This window comes from Algoriphagus boritolerans DSM 17298 = JCM 18970, assembly GCF_900108085.1.
Classification (GTDB): Bacteria; Bacteroidota; Bacteroidia; order Cytophagales; family Cyclobacteriaceae; genus Algoriphagus; species Algoriphagus boritolerans.
The window spans coordinates 304,205-324,701 of the sequence record NZ_FNVR01000002.1 but is presented as its reverse complement, the minus strand read 5'-3'; the positions used below and the strand labels follow the sequence as shown (position 1 = coordinate 324,701).

At 40.5% G+C, this 20,497-nt stretch carries 15 protein-coding genes; 6 read left to right on the top strand and 9 right to left on the bottom strand.

From position 1 onward, the window contains the following. Positions 1-6: 6 nt before the first annotated feature. The 4 genes from C4S61_RS03560 to C4S61_RS03545 form a co-directional block, all read right to left on the bottom strand. Positions 7-1,209 (bottom strand): NHL repeat-containing protein, encoded by a 1,203-nt coding sequence (locus C4S61_RS03560; protein ID WP_103923415.1) that lies wholly within the window; start codon positions 1,207-1,209, stop codon positions 7-9. Between the two features lie 709 nt (positions 1,210-1,918). Continuing rightward, on the bottom strand, positions 1,919-2,071 hold the full coding sequence (locus C4S61_RS21780; RefSeq protein ID WP_160111200.1) for a hypothetical protein: 153 nt from the start codon (positions 2,069-2,071) through the stop codon (positions 1,919-1,921). Positions 2,072-2,818: 747 nt separating this feature from the next. Beyond that, on the bottom strand, positions 2,819-3,298 hold the full coding sequence (locus C4S61_RS03550) for a hypothetical protein (RefSeq protein WP_146064336.1): 480 nt from the start codon (positions 3,296-3,298) through the stop codon (positions 2,819-2,821). A gap of 402 nt (positions 3,299-3,700) precedes the next feature. Further along, positions 3,701-4,288 carry a septal ring lytic transglycosylase RlpA family protein gene (locus C4S61_RS03545; RefSeq protein ID WP_200820534.1) on the bottom strand — a complete coding sequence of 196 codons (588 nt, stop codon included), beginning with the start codon at positions 4,286-4,288 and terminating at the stop codon, positions 3,701-3,703. 177 nt (positions 4,289-4,465) lie between these two features. Here C4S61_RS03545 and C4S61_RS03540 point away from each other — a divergent pair, with 177 nt between their 5' ends. Both C4S61_RS03540 and C4S61_RS03535 read left to right on the top strand, forming a co-directional pair. Beyond that, the gene (locus C4S61_RS03540; protein ID WP_103923412.1) at positions 4,466-5,692 is read left to right on the top strand and encodes a metallophosphoesterase family protein; all 1,227 of its coding nucleotides are present in this window, start codon (positions 4,466-4,468) and stop codon (positions 5,690-5,692) included. After that, the gene (locus C4S61_RS03535) at positions 5,689-8,721 is read left to right on the top strand and encodes an SbcC/MukB-like Walker B domain-containing protein (protein WP_103923411.1); all 3,033 of its coding nucleotides are present in this window, start codon (positions 5,689-5,691) and stop codon (positions 8,719-8,721) included. Before C4S61_RS03540 ends, C4S61_RS03535 begins: the two co-directional genes overlap by 4 nt. A 679-nt stretch (positions 8,722-9,400) precedes the next feature. Here C4S61_RS03535 and C4S61_RS03530 read toward each other — a convergent pair. From C4S61_RS03530 to C4S61_RS03515, 4 genes are all read right to left on the bottom strand, one after another. Further along, entirely contained in the window at positions 9,401-10,012 is a 612-nt protein-coding gene (locus C4S61_RS03530) for an alpha/beta hydrolase (RefSeq protein WP_103923410.1), read from the bottom strand. Further along, entirely contained in the window at positions 10,005-10,955 is a 951-nt protein-coding gene (locus tag C4S61_RS03525) for a ring-cleaving dioxygenase (protein ID WP_103923409.1), read from the bottom strand. Before C4S61_RS03525 ends, C4S61_RS03530 begins: the two co-directional genes overlap by 8 nt. 78 nt (positions 10,956-11,033) lie before the next feature. Next, complete coding sequence (locus C4S61_RS03520; protein WP_200820533.1) at positions 11,034-11,558, bottom strand: YceI family protein; 525 nt, start codon at positions 11,556-11,558, stop codon at positions 11,034-11,036. Between the two features lie 78 nt (positions 11,559-11,636). Beyond that, the gene (locus C4S61_RS03515; RefSeq protein ID WP_103923407.1) at positions 11,637-12,089 is read right to left on the bottom strand and encodes a MarR family winged helix-turn-helix transcriptional regulator; all 453 of its coding nucleotides are present in this window, start codon (positions 12,087-12,089) and stop codon (positions 11,637-11,639) included. Positions 12,090-12,238: 149 nt separating this feature from the next. Here C4S61_RS03515 and C4S61_RS03510 point away from each other — a divergent pair, with 149 nt between their 5' ends. The 4 genes from C4S61_RS03510 (at position 12,239) to C4S61_RS03500 (ending at position 17,361) form a co-directional block, all read left to right on the top strand. Then, positions 12,239-15,007 carry a hybrid sensor histidine kinase/response regulator transcription factor gene (locus C4S61_RS03510; RefSeq protein ID WP_103923406.1) on the top strand — a complete coding sequence of 923 codons (2,769 nt, stop codon included), beginning with the start codon at positions 12,239-12,241 and terminating at the stop codon, positions 15,005-15,007. Positions 15,008-15,145: 138 nt separating this feature from the next. Further along, positions 15,146-15,301 carry a hypothetical protein gene (locus C4S61_RS21775; RefSeq protein ID WP_160111199.1) on the top strand — a complete coding sequence of 52 codons (156 nt, stop codon included), beginning with the start codon at positions 15,146-15,148 and terminating at the stop codon, positions 15,299-15,301. 14 nt (positions 15,302-15,315) lie between these two features. Next, positions 15,316-16,656: an OmpA family protein gene (locus tag C4S61_RS03505; protein ID WP_103923405.1), complete on the top strand. Its 1,341-nt coding sequence runs from the start codon at positions 15,316-15,318 to the stop codon at positions 16,654-16,656. An 18-nt stretch (positions 16,657-16,674) separates the two neighbouring features. Continuing rightward, positions 16,675-17,361 (top strand): hypothetical protein, encoded by a 687-nt coding sequence (locus tag C4S61_RS03500; RefSeq protein ID WP_103923404.1) that lies wholly within the window; start codon positions 16,675-16,677, stop codon positions 17,359-17,361. 20 nt (positions 17,362-17,381) lie between these two features. On the opposite strand, the gene C4S61_RS03495 is transcribed toward C4S61_RS03500, so the two are convergent. Beyond that, a complete protein-coding gene (locus C4S61_RS03495) occupies positions 17,382-20,288 on the bottom strand; it encodes a two component regulator three y domain-containing protein (protein ID WP_103923403.1) in 2,907 nt (968 codons plus the stop codon). Between the last annotated feature and the right edge of the window lie 209 nt (positions 20,289-20,497).

Here is a 20,497-nt window from a genome sequence, read left to right as displayed (position 1 = left end):
AATTAATCAATTTAAAGAAATTTCAAAAACATTAATATACAACTCTTCTCCATTTTTTGGATTATCTATAAGATATATCAACCCTTTATCATCTACAAAAATCTCACCCCATGGTGATAAAGTATTTGGTAAGTCGGCAATATATTCATCACCAGAAATCAAATCCTTAACTAATAAAGCCATTTCAGGAGAATAGTTCCAATCATCGCCAAATGATTCGGGAATTTTACTTATTGAACTTGGGGGTTTATTAAATAGCATAAAAATTTTTTCTCCTTTTATGTATCCACTTTGATAAAATTTATTCATATATTTAATTTTGTAATCTATCTTTGATTTCTGAATTGGATCATCCATATCCAATAAATCCACCGAAAAATTAGGATATTCAAAATGATCTTCAAATTTAACTATATCCAAAAAATTCCAAGAACTATCGAACGAGTACAGATCATCATCAAATCTAAATTTTAAATAATTAATTCCATTTTGTTTCAAATATATTGGAGTTATATAAGCCCAAGATCTTCTATTTTTAGAAATCCCATCCTTGATAGTTAAATTTTCAATAATTGGAGCTTTAAATTCTAAGTCTATTACTTGATTGCCCTCAATAGTAAAAAGAGCAATAAAATTATCTGTTTCATAAAATTTCGGATCATTTAAACTATATATAGTACTCGCAATAGGTAGAGCTAATTTAATTTGATCTTTAGAGGGATCTACAATTTCAATCGATGCATTCGATATCAATGGAACAACAAACGAACTTTCTAAGAATTGTGAAAGATTAATACTTGTTAAATAATTTAGCCCTTTATCAAATACTGATAATCTAGTTACGTTCCCCTCTTCTACAACATATAACTGACCATTCTTTCCCCATAAGGGCAAAATAAATTCGGCCCTAAAATCTTCCTTCATATTGCCTTTTCTAGCAATTTCTCTAATGAAATTCCCTTGAGTATCAAACAGACTTAAATTTAAGAGCGGATGCTGAAAAACAAGAATAGAATCTGAATCAATCTTCTCCAAGTTATAATAAGAGAATGCTAAACTATCATTAAAAAGCTTAATTTTATTTTTGAGAATTAAACTAGCATTTACATTTTCATCATTAAAGGAATCATTTGAAATAGAATAACCATTACCACATGAATAACCAGATAAAATTAATAAGAACAAAATGAAAACAATAAAACCCTTCATATTTAAGTTGGATTAGAAAACAATAAAAACTAAAGATTATAATATAGTAAACAAGCCAGAAATACACTCGAAATCTGGCTTGTTAATTTTCATTGATCTGGACAATGATAAGCACAATCATAAGCTGCCCCAATGCACGAAACTATTGGACCAATTATAGACAATGTTCCGCTACAAATACCTCTGGAATTTGCAGGTAAGCAGAAGAAAGAAGTTGACGCAATTGCCAAGGAGAAAACAATAAGAGATTTTTTAAATTTTTTCATCTGTTTTTAATTTAGCGTTAAAGGTTTTAATTAAAAATATTTAAAAAATTATTATTTAAGTTTAAGAAAATTTCAAAATGTGGCGCTGACCTTGATTTTTCGTTAGTTAATCTATACCGCCCCCTTCAAAAAAACAAGCGTAAGTCGGAAAAATTTAAATTTTATTTTTTAACTACTTGAAAATCAAATGTATAAATTTTATAATAATCAGGTATGTAATGTACTAAATTCAGATTTAACCCTCGTTTTAGTATTCCAATCCCTTGGTAATACCGCCTGATCCTCAGTCCCGGATGCTCTTTGTCGGCATAATATTCCACGATCTGGCCTAGATCTACTGTATCGAAGCGAACTTTCTCTAGATAGCATTCACGTTCGACGAGTGCTTTCACTTCGCTTTGAGTCTCATGTTTTCCAATGACATTGATCGTATAGTCAATGCTTTAACGCTCAGCATTCGCCACACGAACTTCGGTGGCAGCCATTTCATTACGGAAGTTTTCCGATGGAATTTCCTGAGAACCTTCCTCAGATTTGGAACAGGAAAGGAGCAAAAGGGCAAGAATTCCTAATCGAACAGTAGAAAAAACAGTCATTGGTTTATGATTTCAAAGTATAGGAACTAAGATATAAGAAAAAATCAGAGTGTTCGATTAGAAGACTTTAAAATTTCTTAATTGAAGGCAATCTGTGATCAAGGTTCTTGGGTTTCACCACCGTCCCTTGATAATAAGGTCTGATCCTCAGACCGGGATGTTCTTTGTCCAATTTTTCAACTTGGTACTTTGAACCTAACCAAAACAGAAGTATCAAAATCCCAACTGTCTTGGATGAGCAAATGGGAGTATTCCATTAATGCATTTAACCTAAATAGGGAATCTATAGAATGGTTATCAATCCTATTTATAACTTCAATTCAAAAAATAAAATAGTTCCAGGTTGGTATTCATAGGCAGCAAGTCTATTTTCCGAAAGTAAATAGGTCACCAAAGTAAAAACCTGCGCCTGCCTTATTAATTAACCCATATCCATCGTTAAATAAAAAAGACCTTCAATAAAATTGAAGGTTCTTTCAAAATATTTCTTTAAACAAAACTTTATCCAAAATACAACTTCCCAAAAAACCTAGAGGTCCAAAATGGGATGAAGGCTAAATAAATTTTATTTGACTCAAGAAGTTTCAAATCAATCAAACGCTGTCCATCTGTGAATCCTCTATATAAATAGTAAGATATCAACAAAAAACTAAATATAACAGGATCGAAAAATGCAGACCAAATCAATAATGGAAATGGAAGTAATATTGCAAAATAATATACACCTATATTTTTCATAGTCAATTTTTATATACAGTTCAAATAAGCACATCCAGCAGCAATACCGGCTGCTGTAGCCGGAATGAAAGCGGTTTGAACGAAGGCCCAAACTGAAATCCAACCGTGGTTCGTGTAGGCATCTGCAATACAACCAGCCACTCCTTCACCGCAAAGCAACCTGGCATTGGGGTCAGGTCCAGAATTAACTAGTATAGCCTCCGATTTGGGATCTAAGCTAATACTTGAAACTAATTTGTGATTTTTAGAAAAATAATTGATCTCCAATTGACCATTATCCAATTTTAAGGTCTGAATAAACATGAAATCGCCTAATTCCCCATTTAAAATTGGAACAACCAAGCCATAGTTGGATTGTCTCTCTTCGCCAAAACCATCTTGATTTAAGACTAATAATCTCTCACCACTTTCCCTAATTTCCAATTCAAAAACTTCATTATTGTTAAATGTTGCGCTACTCTCTAATTTCAAACCACTAAATAAATCCATTTTCATCTGTTTATAACTTGATTTTTATTGGTCAGATGGAATATCGCATGCATTATAATCATCCCAGTGTATGTCACCGAAGGGGGCATGCTCGATTTCATCTGAAGAAAGGAGTTAAAAAGTTCTTTATTTTCTAATTTTTTCAATTAATACGGAATTTCTTGAATCGACCTTTGCTCCTGATTAACTACCATGTCACAGGAATTCAACAAAAAAATTAAAACCAAACCCAAATTTAAAATTCTCATAAATTATTTTTTAAAATTTATGCCTCCTTCCACACCATACAGGGCGAGGCTTTTATCCCTAAATAAATCCAGACTCTGGCACCAACCTTGATCTTTCGTTAGCTAAACTATCGCAGTGAATTGAAAAAAATAAGTGAAAAAAAAAAAAATGAAATTAGTTTTTAACTAACTGAAAATCAGTAGGAAAAATTTCAATGCATTCAGGTGTGTAATGTACTAAATTCAGATTTAACTCTCTTTTTAGTATTGAAATTCCCTGATAATAAGGCCTGATCCTCAGACCCGGATGCTCTTCGTCTGCATAATATTCCACAAGCTTATCCAGCTGGTCCAGATCTACTGCCTCGATTCTCACTTTTGCTAATCCATCCTGAATCATTTCCAGTCGGGTCGCCGCAGCACGGGATAGATCAATCTGCCGCTTGGAGTAGCTGGGCAGCCGATCATTGATCCGCACGACTACAGCCAATCCATTTTTTTGATTGATTACTCGGATCACAGTACCCAAAGGCAATCGCTTATGCGCTGCAGTCAGACTATCCAGGTGAAAAATCTCGCCGCTAGCCGTCTTCTTACCATGAAACTTTTTCCCATAAAAACTTGCTGTCCCCGCTTGAATAAATAAGGAATCCACCTGCGCCTCCGCCATAGAAGCCCAAAACCCAAAAAGAAAAACCAAAAGGAATCGAATTTTCACCGCCGAATCTACCATTTCCGCCCGATTTCCCAATAAGAATGCCAATTGCTGACCGGCTTTCAATAAACTTTTGGTCTAAGCTTGGCTGTAGTTTATCTTAGTGAAACTTGTTTGTCAACCTTCCATTCTGAATTATTTTTTTGAACTCAATTTTGAAGAGTCCAATCAAAATCACTTTCAGAAGCTGTGGACCGTTGACCATGGACCGTTGACCAAAAACTAATGAAAATCCTCCACACCGCCGACTGGCACCTCGGCAAGCGACTTCAGGAATATTCCCGTATCGAAGAGCAAAAGCTCGTCCTGGATGAAATCTGCCAGATCGCAAATCAGCAAGATGTTGATCTCGTACTCTTGGCCGGAGACATTTTTGACACGTTCAATCCCACTCACGAAGCGGTCGAACTGCTGTACAAAACCCTCCGAAGACTATCAAAAAACGGTACCCGACCTATTATTGCCATTTCTGGAAATCACGACAGCACGCAGTTTGTCGAAGCGCCGGATCCATTGGCCAGAGAATTGGGGATTTTATTTTACAGTCGATATGACACCATTATTCCTGTGGGCAAACTCGATTCGGGAGTGGAAATCGTTCGATCTGAAAGCGGTTTTGCGGAATTGAAATTACCAGCTTTTGATTTTCCGGTCCGTTTGATTTTGGCTCCTTATGCCAATGAAGTCAGCCTCCGAACCTATTTAGGGGAAGAGAATCGGGAAGCGGAATTCAGGAATTTATTGGCAAAAAATTGGCAAAAACTTGCAGATCGCAACTGCGATACGGCCGGTATCAATCTTTTTGTGGGCCATTTTTTCTTTATGAAAGAAGGCGAAAAGCCCGAGGCAGAACCCGAATCGGAGCGTCCGATTCTTCATGTCGGAGGTACGCAGGCGCTTTTCACAGATCATCTTCCCGCACAGATTCAATATGCGGCTTTGGGACATTTACATCGCTACCATTCCGTGGCCCATCCCAGCATTCCGGTGGTCTATTCGAGTTCGCCGCTAGCCTACTCTTTCAGCGAAGCGGATCAGGAGAAAAAAGTCGTGATCATCGATGCTGAACCAGCCAAACCCGTAACCTTTCAACCAATTGGTCTTTCCCAAGGCAGACCTTTGTATCGGGTACAGTTTGACGAACTCTCCAAAGCACTCCAATGGCTGGAGGAAAATCCCTACTGCTTTGTCGAATTGACTTACGAAACAGAGCACTCGATCGACGCGGCAACCCGAAAAGCACTCCTGAAAGCCCACGACGGCATTGTCAATCTGATTCCCCAAATCAAAAATCCACATGGACAGCAGAATTACAGCCTGCAAGTCGAGGATTTGGGAAAGGACATGACCACACTGTTTACCCTTTTCTACCAAAGTGAAAAAGGGCAGGAACCCAACGAAGAACTGTTGGGCATTTTCAAAGAAGTCATCAGCCAAAACGACCAATTATGATCCCTGTAAGACTGGAAATTCAAGGCTTATATTCCTATCGGGAAAAGCAAACTGTCGAGTTTGATCAACTCACCGGGGCAGGATTGTTTGGGATATTCGGAGCTGTGGGCAGCGGAAAATCCTCCATTTTGGAAGCCATACTTTTGGCACTTTACGGCAGTACCGAGCGGCTTTCGGATCGGGGAGAAAAGAACTCCATGCTCAACCTCCAAAGCGATCAGGTGCTGATTAATTTTGAGTTCCGTGCCGGAAAAAACAATGCCAAAACCTACCTGGCCCGCTATGCCGCAAAACGAAACCCGAAGAATTTCGAGGATGTAAAACCTGCCGAACATACATTCTATGAGCGTGTCGGTGATACTTGGGAAGCCTTGAGTCAGCGTGGCGAGGAGCTCGTCGGAATGCAAAAGAACCACTTCAAGCAGACGGTGATCATCCCGCAGGGAAAATTCCGGGAATTCATCGATCTCACGCCCGGTCCACGGGCAGAAATGATGAAGGAGCTTTTTGGTTTGGAGCGATTTGATCTTTCGGGCAAAACCGGTACACTGCTCAAGGCAGTTCGGGAAGAAAAAATCCGGCTGGAAACGCAACTATTGGCATTGGAAGCTTTCACCAAAGAAAATCTAGCCGAAAAGAAGACACATTTTGACAAGCTGACGGAGTCCCTTACCCATGCGGAAAGCATTGTAAAACAAGCGGATCAAGAATTTCGGGCAAAAGAAATCCTGAGAAATCAGCACCAAGAACTCCTCAAGTATCAATCCCTCCGGACTGAACTACTCGAAAAAAAGCCGGAAATCGAATCCAAACGCCAGCTTCATGGAGCATTCATCACGGCAAAAACCCACCTCAAACCCACTTGGGAAAAGCGGAACGATGCCAAAGTCGAGCTGGAAAAGTACACGGTCAGTGTCGAAGATTGCATTCGGTTCAAGGATCGATTTGAAAAAGAAGTGGCTGAGCTCGAAAACGAGGAAATTGAACTTAAGAAGAAAAACCAAGAACGTCCACAGCGGGAAGCCAAAGTTCGTGACCTCAAAAAAGTCTTGGAGATCCAGCTTTTAAACCAAAATCTGAACATTGCGAAGTCTCAACTCGAGACCCTCCAACCTCAGATTGACACCAAAAAAGCAGGTCAAAAAGCGCTTAAACTGCAAATTCAGCACTTGGAGAGCGAAAGCGAAAAAATAGCACCAACTGACAGTTCGCTGTTGGCAGATTTGAAATCGGCTGAGCGAGATTGGAAAAACTGGGAAAATCAAGCGGCAAAGTTTAATGCGGAAATAAAGCAAATCGAGAATGAATCCCGAGCTTTTGAAGGCGAATTGACTCATATTCTCCAATCACTTCCCTTTACACAAACTAGTCTAGACACCTGGCTTCAAGGAGAAAAGGAAAGACTTGCCAAGCTAGAATCCGAGCGCGATGCCTTGATCCAAAAGCAGGGTTTGGTGGCACATATTCATCTCCTCCACGATGGGGAAGCTTGTCCGCTTTGTGGAGCCTTGGAGCATCCCGATCCGTTGCAGGCTGCCGAGGAAGCAATCGAACTCGATGAAAAAACTCGGGAAATCGGATTGACAAAAGACCAAATTCAGCAGATCCAAAATTCGATACAAAAGCAAAATGAATTGGCCATTCATGTAGAAAACTTCCGTAAAAACAAAGAAGCCAAGCAGACTGAAATCGAGCAACTCAGCCAACAAATAGCCAACTTGAAGTCAACCTTGTCAATCCAGGGAATTGAAACACAAGAGTCGCTTTCAGCAAAAATCCAGCAAATCTCAGATTCAGCAAAAAACCTCGAAAAGCTTCAGCTTGACATCCGATCCAAGCGGAAAAAGCTGGATACCGAACAGGAAGATCTGGAAAGAGCAGAAAATGAGCTGAACCAAGCACGGCTGAAAATGCAATCCATTCAGTCCGGGATCAGCTCCAAGCGGGAAGAAATCAAGGATCCGCCATTTTGCGAAGGCTTTTTCGCAAAGGAACCTGACGTAATCCAACAGATGATTCACAACGTTGAAAAGGACATCGAGGAAGCGATTCAACTCTTGGAAGGAAAGCAAAAACACCTACGGGAAAAGCGAGTGGAACAAGTCAAAAACCTTGCGGACTTGGAGACTTTCACTCAGCTAAAAACAGAAACCTTGGAGAAGCTGAAGCAGTTCACAGAACGCTTTGAGCAGTTGAAAGCGGAGTTTGGATTTCCGGATGAACAGGTTTTGATTCGGTTGTTTGAGCATTCTTTGGATGCAGAAAAAGTCCTGAAGGAGATCACCAAGTTTGATCAGGATTTGGCTATCGCCGAAAGTAGAATTCAGGAATTAACCAAAAATCCCGAGGTCGGCCAGTTTCAGGAGGAATCCTTCCTTCAGCTTTCAGCGAAGCTGCAACTCCTCCAAACCGAGGCGGAAAACCTCCAAAAACAACAACTTCTCCTCGGTCAGGAAATCAAAGAATCCCTCAAAAAACTGGAAGAAAAGGCGAAGCTGGAGCTGATTTATTCCAAGCTCCAAAACCGGGAAAGCAACCTCCGTGAGCTGGATAACCTATTTCGTGGAAGTGGCTTTGTGAAATACGTCAGCTCCATCTACCTCAAAGAACTCTGCAACACGGCCAATGTGCGATTTATAAAACTGAGCAAAAACAGCCTCAGTTTGGAGATTGACGAGGACAATACGTTCTGGGTGATTGACTACCTGAACGGTGGAAAAAGACGCTTGCTCAAGACGCTTTCGGGTGGACAAACTTTCCAGGCATCACTTTGCCTTGCTTTGGCTTTGGCAGAAAAAGTAAAAGCACTCAATCAGGCTGATCAGAGCTTTTTCTTCCTGGATGAAGGCTTTGGTGCCTTGGATCGGAATGCACTTCGGGTTGTCTTCGAAACGCTCAAATCACTTCGTCATGAAAACCGCATCGTCGGTATCATCAGCCATGTGGAAGAGCTTCAGCAGGAAGTCGGCGTCTATGCGCAGATCGAACTCGATCCGGATCGCGGCTCGCAGGTGAGTTATTCGTTTTAGGAAATCTTTGCCGCAAAGACAGTTAAGCGCGAAGAAAGTCCTGCTTTTCATTTGGTTCAAGTTTTCAAACTTGAACCCACAATTATAAAGTTTTTAGACTGCTGTTTAATGATTAATTCTTTTTTGAAGCAGTCTGAAGACTTCATTATCCTAAGCACAAGTCGAAAGACTTGCGCTGGTATGGTTGTAGGTTTGAGTTTTTAGAAATCTGTGAAGACCTGCCTTGCCGTCAGGCAGGTCTGTGCCTTTTTCTGCGCAAAACTTGCCTGAAGGCAATCAGGTCTGCGGGAAAAAGTTTCAATAAAAGCCCAAAGTGAACCCTATTTTCAATAAGACCCTATAAAAATCCTCTTTTGTGCCTTCGCAACTTAGTGGCGAAAAAAAGCCATTGAGTAATTTTACTCAGTATATTGAGTAAATTCCAAATTTACCATCCATTTTATTTAAAATCAGTGAGTTGTAAAATAATTTTTCAACAAAAAATCAGTTAAAATTGGCCTAAATTGAGGCTATCTTAATTTCTCATCCTTGAGAAAAAGACAAAAAAATACCCCGACAACGTGCCGGGGACTTTTAAAACTAAATAGACCTTACAAGAAAATTGGTCTATCCAAAAATGGACAAAATGAATCAGGGTTCTTATTCTCAGAATAGTTTTCCGATCAAACACTTCTGATCTTTAACTAAAAATATTCTGATTTACCCAGTTAATCTCTTCTTCTCGGATCGTATGATCCGGGTCATCAAATAATTTTATCGTGACTTCTGCTCCCATTTTTCGAAGCAGTTCACCTGATTCTTTTATCCTACGGGCAGGAACGTGAAAATCACGATCGCTGCTACCGATGAAAATCGGAGTTCCCTGAAAATCACCCGCATAATTTTCAGGCTTCAGCTGCTCTCCGATCAATCCTCCTGTGAATGCGACTATGCCTCCAAATTTCTGACCATGACGGGCAGCAAATTCTAGACTTAGACAAGCTCCCTGCGAGAACCCCAACAGAACAGTGTTTTTTGAGGGAATACCAGCAGCTTCGATTTTATTCCAGGTTTCTTCCAAAATCTGAAGAGAGCCTTCCAATGCAACCTTATTGCCTTCGTCAGATGCCATAAACCCAAACGGATACCAGCTATTTCGGTTGGCCTGAGGCGCAAGAATTGCATAATCGGTCAGATTGAGATGAGGAACCAGCGAAAGGATACTATCAGCGGTCGCTCCACGACCATGGATCATGATGATTGCTTTTTTAGCTTCCGATAAAGGAAGTCCTGTTATTTTGATATCAGACATAAGATTCAATGTCCAGTTTTACAGGTGCCAGGTTTTTTTCAATTCTTTCACGGCTAGGTTCCGCCCATTCCGGAAGTTTGATCAATTCCCCTAAATGTGCCTCATCCTCATCAATTGCAAAACCCGGCTCATCTGTGGCTATTTCAAACAAAACGCCTCCTGGCTCACGGAAATAAATTGACTTGAAATAGTTTCTGTCTTTGACTTCTGTGACTTGGTAGCCATTTCGCATCAAGATCTCCTGAATTTCAAGTTGAGTGGTCGTATTCGCAGTTCGGAAAGCGATGTGATGTACTGATCCGGCAGATTGCTGACCTCGATTACCTGTTCGGTCGATGACAATGTCCACAAGATCTCCAGGCTTACCTTCCGTACCATAGCGGAAACGCTCTCCTTCCTGACCGATAAACCGATAATCCATGTGCTCAGTCAGAAGCTTTACTGTCAATTCCTTGGCTCGGAGATTTAATGTAGCGCCATAGAATCCTTTGATCGAATGAGCGGCAGGAATGTGACCATAGGTCCAGCCCGGACGATCATCCCGATCATTGGCAACCAGCTCGATTCCCATGCTGTCGTGGTCTTCAAAGCGGATCAGCATTTCTCCAAAGCGGGTTTGAATGTCAGAGACTGCAATTCCAAATTTTTTCAATCGCTCGATCCAAAAGTCCAGCGAATCTTTTCCAATAGAAAAAGCCGTATAGGTCAATTCACCAGCTCCTTTGGTACCTTTTCTGGCCCCTGTAAAAGGAAAGGTAGTAAATACCGTACCGGGTCTGCCCAACTCATCTCCGAAGTAGAAGTGATAGACATCCGGCGCATCAAAGTTGATTGTCCTCTTTACCAGCCTCAAACCAAGGATACCGGAATAGAAGTCAACATTTTTTTGTGGGTTTCCGGCGATCGCAGTGATGTGATGTATACCGGTGATTAATGGAGTCATAGAATTGAATTTAAGAAAAAAAGCCACCCTGAGGCAGCTTTTATAGATTACACGATAGCCTCTGGAACGAAGGTTCGGTTACTGTTTTACTACTTGTACGTTAAGGATCAATCTTACCTGATCACTTACTACCACATTTCCAGCTTCGGTAACTGCGGACCAGGTCAGGCCAAATTCTTTACGGCTGATTTTGCCTTCAATTTCAAATCCAGCTTTGGTTTGTCCGTAAGGATCTACGGCTACACCACCGAAGTCAACGTCCAAGGTTACTTCTTTCTTGTTTCCGCGGATCGTAAGATCTCCTACCAACTTATAATCACCACCGTTTTTGACCACTTTCCCTGAGAAAGTTAAATTTGGATGATTAGCGGCATCAAAGAAATCCGCTGATTTCAAGTGATTGTCACGGTCTGACTGATTGGTATCGATGCTGTCAATAGCGGCAGAAAAATTAACGCTTGCTCCGTCAAAATCATCGGAAGTTGACTCTGCAGAACCTTCGAAGCTTCTGAAATAACCAGTGACTGTTGAGATGACCAGGTGTTTTACTTTGAACGAAACTTCAGAGTGTGTTGGGTCGATAATCCATTTTGCTGTACTCATAATTTTTGTTGTTTTAAGTAGATTGTTTTAGAATTGTTTTGACATTTATTGTATAGACATTTATTAATTCAAATTTTTTTAACCCCTCAGTTTATCCAGCAAGTCATTTAGCTGAAGCGCCTCTTCTTTGGTGAGTTTCACAAAATTTCGATTTGCTTCCTCCACTTGGATTTCCAATTGATTGAGCAACTCCAGACCTTTCTCTGTAATCAGAACATCCACCTGACGCCGGTCACTTGGGCACTCTTCACGCTTCACCAATTCTTTCATTTTCAACTTATCCACCAGACGGGAAGCATTGGACATTTTGTTTAGCATGCGATCCTGAATCGAAGAAACAGTTGTAGGCGCACCATTTTGACCTCTGAGAATTCTCAACACATTGTATTGCTCAGGTGAAAGATCATGAGGCTTGAACAGGGCATTTTGAGAGGTCACCAAATAACTATTAGTATACAGGAGATTTACCACCAATTTGTTGTAAGGATCCTTAAATTCCTTTTGCTGAATTGCCTCTTCGATTTTTCCCATATTAATTACAGATGAATTAAATGTATATACATTCAAATGTACAAAAAGGTTTCACACTTCTCAATTATTTTTTCAAAAAATTCACACTTTGAAGTTCGGGCCTTAGAAAAGTTTTTTTTTTAACTTCCTTTCCATTTCCTTTTTTGACTATGAAAAAGCTTTCTTCTGTCCTTATCTTTTTTCTCTTTCTGAATCCTCTGGACATCTGGCAAACTTTGGGTCAAGTAAGTAGTCACGCGCAGGCACAATTCCAGCGGTTAATCGACCAAAGAAAATTTAATGCCGCCGAAGTTTTTGTAGATTCTCTGATTGCGGAAAGCCAAAACGGATCAATCGATCAAGCCAATGCCGTTCTTTTAAAAGCTATCGCACTTCAATCACAGAAGAAATTAACAGACGCTCACCACCTTGCCGATAGTCTCCTTCGTACCGGCGTTTTTGATGAAATCCCAGCGCTTCAGATGCAGTCGTTTCTGGTTTTGGGGAATGTCAACTACTCCCGGTTTCGTCAAAAAGAAGCAACAGCGCTTTATCTAAAAATTGACAGCCTGGGTGACAAATACCAAGATGGGATCGAAACCCAAATCAAAGCATTAACTAATCTGGGGACGCTGATGCTCAGCGTAGAAGAAGGGCGAGCAGAGGACTTTCTTCGTTCCGGTGACTATTATTATTCCAAAGCACTTGCCCTGTCACTCCATACAAATGACAGCACCTCTTTCTATGACCTCAGCACCTACCTTGCAACACAGGATTTTGGTAAAGGGAAACTGGACTCAATCGAAAATGTGTATTTGCAGGCCATTGCCTTTTTTGAAAAAACGAAAAATCAGAAGTTGCTGGCCTCTACACTTTGGGGATTGGGATGGGCTTATGAATCCGAAAATGAGCCGGACAAGGCCGAAGATACTTATCAAAGACTCATTCGTCTAAACTCCGGTGATTCTGCAAAAGTTAACGACATGGCCCGTGCACATTGGATCTATGCTAATTTTTTAAATCGCAGAGAGGACATTGACGGAGCTATCCGGGAATTTGAAACAGCGGAAAAACTCTTTAATTCAGAAAAAGAGCAGGACATCGGCCCCTTAAATGGCACAATTTACAATTTGGCAACTCTTTATCGTAAAGCTGGGAGAGATCGGGAGGCTTTTGACTATTTGGAAAAAGCCTGGACTATGCAAGACTCCATCGATCAGGCAATGGAATATGATCTATTGAAGGAACTGGAAATCAAATACCAAACTGCACAAAAAGATAAGGCAATCGCAGAGTTGCAATTGGAAACCAGCCGAAGAAATTTCCAAATCGGAATTGGGCTAGCTGCTTTTACTCTCTTGGTAGCTGGATTTATATTTTTTGTACGCTATCAGCGAAAGAAAATAGCTCTTGCAAAAAAAATCACCGATTTGGATGAAGTCAAAAATCAATTCTTCGAAAACATCACGCACGAATTTCGAACCCCCCTTACACTCATTGACAGCCCCTTACAACTTCTTTCAAAAGACAATCAAACTACTCCTGAAGCAAAAACCAAAATTGAATTAATCCGAAGTCAAAGTAGCCGATTATTGGAACTAGTTGATCAGATCCTCTCTTTAAATCAACTGAAAAACGGGGAAATAAATGTGCTGCTCAAAAAATCAAACCTTAATCATTCAATCCGATCTATTCTCGATCCTTTTGAATTTCAGGCTAAAGAAAAAGGAATTCAATGGCAGTCCGCGCTTAAATTATCGGAGGAAGAAGTATGGTTTGATTTCGACTTGCTTCAAAAAATACTTGGGAATCTCCTTGGCAACGCATTGAAATACACCCCATCGGAAGGAAAAATCATTTTATCAGGAAGCCATGACGGAAAATTTTTGAAGTTAAAAATTCAAAATTCTGCTCCCGATATACACCCTCAGGATTTGAAAAAAATCTTTGACCGATTCTATCAAAAAGATGATAAATCTTCTGGATTCGGGATTGGTTTATCCTTGGTCAAAGCGGTACTTGATCGACTCAATGGTTCTTGGGAAGCGGCAATTCAGGATCAATCATTGGTCATTTCAGCACAAATTCCGGTTACCTTGGACCTCCTTCCCCAAAATGCTATTGTGCTTCAAGAAACTCCGGAACCAGAAGCCGCAGCTGCTGATCCTACTGAAGCGCTTGGTGAAAAACCAATCCTACTGATTGCAGAAGATCATCCGGATACACGGGCCATTCTCTCAGACATTTTCCGGAAAGACTATCAGGTCATCACAGCCAAGACCGGGGTAGAAGCTTGGAAAATATGCCAGGAAGTAGTTCCAGACCTTATTTTGTCCGATATCTCTATGCCGGATGTCGGAGGATTGGAACTTTGCAGAAAAATCAAAGTCCATGAGTTTCTATCTCACATTCCGGTCTTCTTATTGACTGCATCGAGCGGTATAGCTTCTCAAATCAAAGGTGCTGAAGCAGAAGCGGATGGCTACATGACCAAGCCTTTCAATCACGATCTGCTCATCAGCGAAATCAAAAAGCTGATCACACAGCGCAAAAAACTCCGGGACCGATACAGCAGAGAAGTCATCCTAAAGCCAGTGGATCTTGCCATCAATTCCGCTGAGGAGCAGTTTTTGGAAAAATTACAGCAAGTCATCGCTGATAATTTTGAAAACCCTGATTTCAGTGCAGAAAATTTTGCCTCAGCCATGGCGATGAGCAGAATGCAGCTTCATCGCAAACTCAAGCATCTGACGGGCCTTTCGGCTATGGAGTTTCTCAAAGACCAGCGTTTAAAAACGGCTGCCAATTTACTTTCGCGAGGTGATTTGAGTGTTTCGGACGTTGCCTATTCTGTCGGCTTTAATGACATTTCCCATTTTTCAAAAAGCTTCAAAGCAAGCTTTGGACAGAGTCCGACCGACTATCAACAGTCAAATTAATCCTTTCTCGTTTTTTAATTAGGCCTCTGAGATTATTCTGAGGCCTTTTTTGTGGCTTGTTACAACTGACCAAGAAGCTGTTACACAGTGACCAGCCATTAATATTCGGAGATACTAAGTTTGATTCGAAAGAATGGTATGGAAAAAAAACCAGGAAAATATGAGGGAAAACTTCCGCCATTGGAGAGTCGACAGATTTTATTGAATGTAAACGAATTGGAAAAAGGTCAATACGAGCTTATCCTCCTTCAAAATGGAATTCCCTTCAAACGCGTCTATTTCAAAAAGCATTAAACGAACCACACAGCATGAAAACTATTGAGAAAACCTTAAGACCCCTTGTTTCATTAGCCGTCCTCACTTTTTGTCTTGGAGCTATCCCAGCCTTTTCACAGTCAAAATTTATCAAGGATTTGAAAAAGGCGGCTGAGGAATCAGCCAAACGGACAGTCGAGCGAAAAGTAGAGGATAAGACTGCCGAAAAAACCGATGAAGCGGTAGAGGCGGTATTTGATGCCCCAAATATCTTTAAATCAAAGAAAAATCGCGAAAACCCTGATTCGGATCCATCCGAAACGCGGACAGGCGGCTCTGATAAAAACTCCAAAAGCTCAACATCAACTAACAACCAACCTTCCTCATCAAACCGCAATATCTCTGTGGCCGACCAATTCATCCCAAATGGTCAGGTGATGTACGTCGATGAATTTGAACGGGACGCTTTGGGGGATTTTCCTTCCAAATGGGAAACCAACTCCGGGGGTGAGATCGTCACAGTAGATGATTTTAAGGCTTTGCGCACTTCTGGAACGGGCTATTATACGCCCAATCTCCCTTCCGAACTCCCTGAGAATTATGCTGTGGAATTTGATCTGTTTACTTACAATCTAGAGTATAAAACAACCACACCACTTCGTTTTGCAATTCATTTGGTGGAGCAACCTTTAATTTCAAAAGCAAAAAAAGGAGCTGAGATTGACATGCCACTTTGGTACAAGGGTGCTTCCGACTATTTTTTGGTAGAGACCTATGGCACTGCAACGAAAATAAACAATAAAATCCCCTTTGACTACACCGAGAAGCTGAACGACATCATTCATTTTACCTTGATCAAAAATGGAAAGCGAGTTCGGCTATTTCTCGACGAGACGAAAGTAATTGACATTCCTTCTTTGGCTTCGGACAACCTTGGAAAATACATTCAATTCTACGTGCGAGAAGTGGACCTCCAAAAAGATCTCGTAGTTGCATTAGCCAACCTTAAAATCACCGAAGAAGGAGAAGACCTGCGCTCCAAACTTTTGAAAGCAGAGGGTTTCTCGACAACGGCAATTCTATTCCAAACAGCATCGGATAAGCTTCAACCCGCATCCTTTGGGTTTCTGGACGAGTTGGGTCAAGTCTTGAAAGACGATGAGTTTCTGAAAATTCAAATCATTGGACACACGGACAGTGATGGAGACGAGAGCAGCAATCAGGTCCTTTCCGAAAAAAGAGCACTGTCTGTCGCGAATTACCTCACAGAAAAATTCGGCATCTCAAATTCCCGACTTCAATCCCTGGGAAAAGGGGAATCAGAGCCATTAAATACCAACTCTTCGGCTGCAGAAAAAGCAGCAAACCGAAGGGTCGAATTCAAGAAATTTTAACCTAAAAAAATATCTATCATGAAACCGTTTTTAAAAATATTCGCTTTGACTTTGCTTTTGATGCCATTTTATTCCCAAGCTCAATTCAGCACTACCTCCAAAATCCCAACCAACACAACGGTGAAATCAGGGGTAAATTTGTCAAATACTTCAAAGTTGACTTTGAGCAAGACCACGATGGATCAGCTTAGTGTTCAGATTCTGGACAAATCCATAAGCTCAATTCCAAAAATCAGCCTAAATCCCGAAGATCTTGAGCGAAACCGGGTGAAATCTTGGGAAATAACTCCACTGAGACCAATCACCCCTGGAATGGATATCAGTTTTATGGGCAATTATTCGAAAAATGCCTTCTACATTATCCCAATTCTAAATGACAGAATACAAGGACAGCGACACTATCAGGCGGTAAATCTGTCTGTATTTACTTCAATGATTCTGGGAAAAGACTATCGATTTACTATCGAGTTGGAAAACCCCAACGAATTCCCCCAAGGTGGAGAAATCAGAATTTCTTTGGGAGGAACAAACTATTTCATTAAACCCGAAAGAGGGAGAAAAGAAGTCTATCTCTTATTCAGTAATGCAGAAACAGCCCCACAGATCATCAGTATCGGACCGGCTGTAGTAAATGACGACTGGTATAACCCGAAAAGCTACGGTGTGACAAAAGTAAAATTGGAGGAATTAGCTCCTGCTCAATAAGCTTCAAAAGAACCAAATCTCTAAAACCTCAGCAAGAAATCGCTGAGGTTTTCTTGTCTCGACAGGCCTAATTTTTTTCTAACACGATACCTTCCGATTTCAACACCCCGCACTGAGATGCCCAAAAGATTTGCGATTTCTTTGGTGTTCAGATTCATTCGTAGATAGGCACTAAACCTAATTTCCTGAGGTGTGAGTTCGGGATATTTTTCTTTGAGCCGGGTGATGAAATTCCCGTGCACCTGATCAAAATTTTCTGAAAACCTACTCCACTCCTCTCCCCCATCCAGGTCTTTGTCAATGGATTTAATCAGGCGATTTAGCTGGGCTGTAAGCTGTCTGTTCTTTTCCTCTTCAGTCAGATTCTTTAGGGAGATTTTAATATCGTGTAGCAGTTTATTTTTCTGTATCAGGTGCATCGCGGAGGAAGTCAGCTCCTGATTTTTGAAGGTGATCTCAGCTTGAAGTTTGGCATTTTTTAATTGCATGATTTCCTCCTCAGATCTGATGGTAAGGTTCTCTATCTCATCATTTTTACGCTGTATAGCCTTATTTTTTTCATTTTCAAGTCGCTTCGTTTGCGCTTTGTGGCGTTTATCAAGCCAATTAAACCCTAAATACAAACCCACACCAACTGTGATCGCATAAAAGAGATAGGCAGCAAATGATCTATAGATAGGCGGCTTGACGGTAAAAACAAAGGAAATTGGCTCAGAGACCTCTCCAAAGATAGTTTTTGAGCGAACTTGAAAATTGTACTTCCCTTCCCTCAGTCCAGTATATTCTTTCCTGCTATCCAAAGACCAGGGAGACCAATTTGCATCATAATTCTCAAGCATCACTTGAAACTGAACCTGATCACCACTCTCAAAATGCGGGGAGGAAAACTCAAAAACGAAGGAGTTTTGAGCATAGGAAAATTCTCCTCCACTGAGTATGCTTGGAAAGCCAACCCCTGCCTGATGTCCTGAAAATAAAAGATTTAATGCTCTCCCATGATTTAGGATTTCTCTAAAAAGTACGCGAGGCCTGTCTTCCCGTGGCAAATCCTTTTGAGGATCATAATGAATGAACCCTTGTTTTCCGCCAATCAGGATATTCTGATTGTCCAAAACCGTAATATTCGCCAGATCATCATTCCAAAGCCTGTTAACCTTATTAAAAGCTTTTGTGTGAAGTTTTTGCCTATTGTTTTCGGTTTTAATGATTCCCAGCTGGGATTGTTCAATAAAATAAATATTGCCCAGCTCATCTGATTCCAAATCTGCAATCACTGTCCCATATCCAAAAAGATCATTGAACTCATCCCAGGGAAAGAAATAATTTTTCTCGGAATCATATCGATAGAATCCTCCATTTGCGGTAAAAATCATTTGGTTAGCGACTCGATGAACGTTGATTAAGACATCATTCGGAAAGCCATCGGCGCTATTATAAAGGTCACTTTCAACCACCTCAGAAAAGTCAGGGTTGAATTTGACCCGAAAAACTCCCTTGTAGCCATGTGCCACCCAAAGGATATTTCCATCAAACTCCATGACTCGGGATGATTCATCGAAACCCCTTATTTTATGTACATAAACCAATTCTCCATTCTGCCATTTAAAAAGGCTAAGCCCTGAATAAGTCCCTTGAATAAAGTACTCAGGATGATCAGGGATAGCTTTTAGAATCCAAGCTCCCTGCTCTGAGGAAAGAGGCAGTGCGCTTTCGCCTTCTATCAAAAAAGTACCGTTATTATGACCCAAAACAACTTTTCCACGGATATTCTGAATCGAATAGACTTGACCTTCGGTTCCCGAAACAAGTTTAGCTTTTCCGTTTTGCCAGATAAACAATCCGTTATTTGTCCCTAAGTAATAGAGGTCATCCTTTTTCAAAGCAGCATATCCTGAGCCTGCCAGTCCCATCCGATCATCAATCACTGAAAAAGGGGAAACCAAATCCACTCTTGCGACTCCATTATTCATCGCCAGCCAAAGTCCCATTTGACTGTCCTCATAAATAAAATTTATCGTAAAATCTCTCAATCCGGCCCCTTTATCGATATGGGATATCAGGTTACCATCTTTATCAATCACAAAAAGTCCTGCATTTTGAGTACCGATCGCTATCCCTCCATTTCTAAGTCGAATGCTGTAATTGATGAGGTATTCATTTTTCCAAAACTCTGAACTTAACGGAAACGGAGTGATATCTCCATCATAAAGAAAAGCGCCATTTGAAAAAGTGGTTATCAGCCATTTGTCATGATCGTAGGGCAGGATATTTGAAATCCGAATTTCTTTAAAAAAATCCCCATTGGGAATGGGCTTGAAGCCTTGTAGTGTTACCAAAAAAAGCCCGTCTCCAGTAATTTGAGTGTAAATCTGGTTATCAATCTGAAAAGAGATATCCAATCTCTTATCCGAATTTATTGGCTCAACAGTCTCTCCGTCATAAACATATATCCGCTTGAACGTACAGAAATAAACCACGTTATTTTGCCCAAAAATCTTCCATGTTTCATCAAAGTCCCGAATCGAGGAGGGAAGACTGTCCGCTAATGAGGTATACTTCAAAGTGCCCGTCTCATCGCTGGAGAGAAAACCAAAATCAGCCTGACTTCCGACATAAATTCTCCCATCTTTCCCCCAAAATGCGGAGCGAACTTTAGTATTATTGAGTCCATATCTCTTCCAGAATTTTCCGTCAAATTCCAGCAAACCAAGATTATTGGCTATGTAGATTCTACCCACATCATCCTGAATAATATCCCAATTTTGAATGCCGGCTTCATAGGTAGCTGGTTCATAATTTGCAATAAAAGGCAGGCCTTTGTAATCGTTACTTTGCTGACCAAAAGCAGTAAGGGTAATCAAGAATAATGAAAGAAACCAGAAGCCTTTTGTTCTACTCCGCACAATCACTTTTGAGATAATCCCCATACTTTTCAGATGTAACAGCCAAAATGACTTGTGAAAATTAAAAAAATTAAAAATCTGCCTTAATCTAAGCAAAACTGACTTTTTTTCCCAATTGATGAAATTTTGATGTAGTAATTTTAGAGTAATGATGAATAGTTGTAGTGGGTTATTATTTGGGTTTTAGTCAATTAGATGACAGTTTGCATTAAAAAAATAGACCCATGAAATCG

Bases quoted from the DNA above. Each gene is read 5' to 3' on its own strand.
- C4S61_RS03560 (WP_103923415.1), bottom strand. From the start codon at position 1,209: ATGAAGGGTTTTATTGTTTTCATTTTGTTCTTATTAATTTTATCTGGT.
- C4S61_RS21780 (WP_160111200.1), bottom strand. From the start codon at position 2,071: ATGACTGTTTTTTCTACTGTTCGATTAGGAATTCTTGCCCTTTTGCTC.
- C4S61_RS03550 (WP_146064336.1), bottom strand. From the start codon at position 3,298: ATGGATTTATTTAGTGGTTTGAAATTAGAGAGTAGCGCAACATTTAAC.
- C4S61_RS03540 (WP_103923412.1), top strand. From the start codon at position 4,466: ATGAAAATCCTCCACACCGCCGACTGGCACCTCGGCAAGCGACTTCAG.
- C4S61_RS03535 (WP_103923411.1), top strand. From the start codon at position 5,689: ATGATCCCTGTAAGACTGGAAATTCAAGGCTTATATTCCTATCGGGAA.
- C4S61_RS03530 (WP_103923410.1), bottom strand. From the start codon at position 10,012: ATGTCTGATATCAAAATAACAGGACTTCCTTTATCGGAAGCTAAAAAA.
- C4S61_RS03525 (WP_103923409.1), bottom strand. From the start codon at position 10,955: ATGACTCCATTAATCACCGGTATACATCACATCACTGCGATCGCCGGA.
- C4S61_RS03520 (WP_200820533.1), bottom strand. From the start codon at position 11,558: ATGAGTACAGCAAAATGGATTATCGACCCAACACACTCTGAAGTTTCG.
- C4S61_RS03515 (WP_103923407.1), bottom strand. From the start codon at position 12,089: ATGGGAAAAATCGAAGAGGCAATTCAGCAAAAGGAATTTAAGGATCCT.
- C4S61_RS03510 (WP_103923406.1), top strand. From the start codon at position 12,239: ATGAAAAAGCTTTCTTCTGTCCTTATCTTTTTTCTCTTTCTGAATCCT.
- C4S61_RS21775 (WP_160111199.1), top strand. From the start codon at position 15,146: ATGGAAAAAAAACCAGGAAAATATGAGGGAAAACTTCCGCCATTGGAG.
- C4S61_RS03505 (WP_103923405.1), top strand. From the start codon at position 15,316: ATGAAAACTATTGAGAAAACCTTAAGACCCCTTGTTTCATTAGCCGTC.
- C4S61_RS03500 (WP_103923404.1), top strand. From the start codon at position 16,675: ATGAAACCGTTTTTAAAAATATTCGCTTTGACTTTGCTTTTGATGCCA.
- C4S61_RS03495 (WP_103923403.1), bottom strand. From the start codon at position 20,288: ATGGGGATTATCTCAAAAGTGATTGTGCGGAGTAGAACAAAAGGCTTC.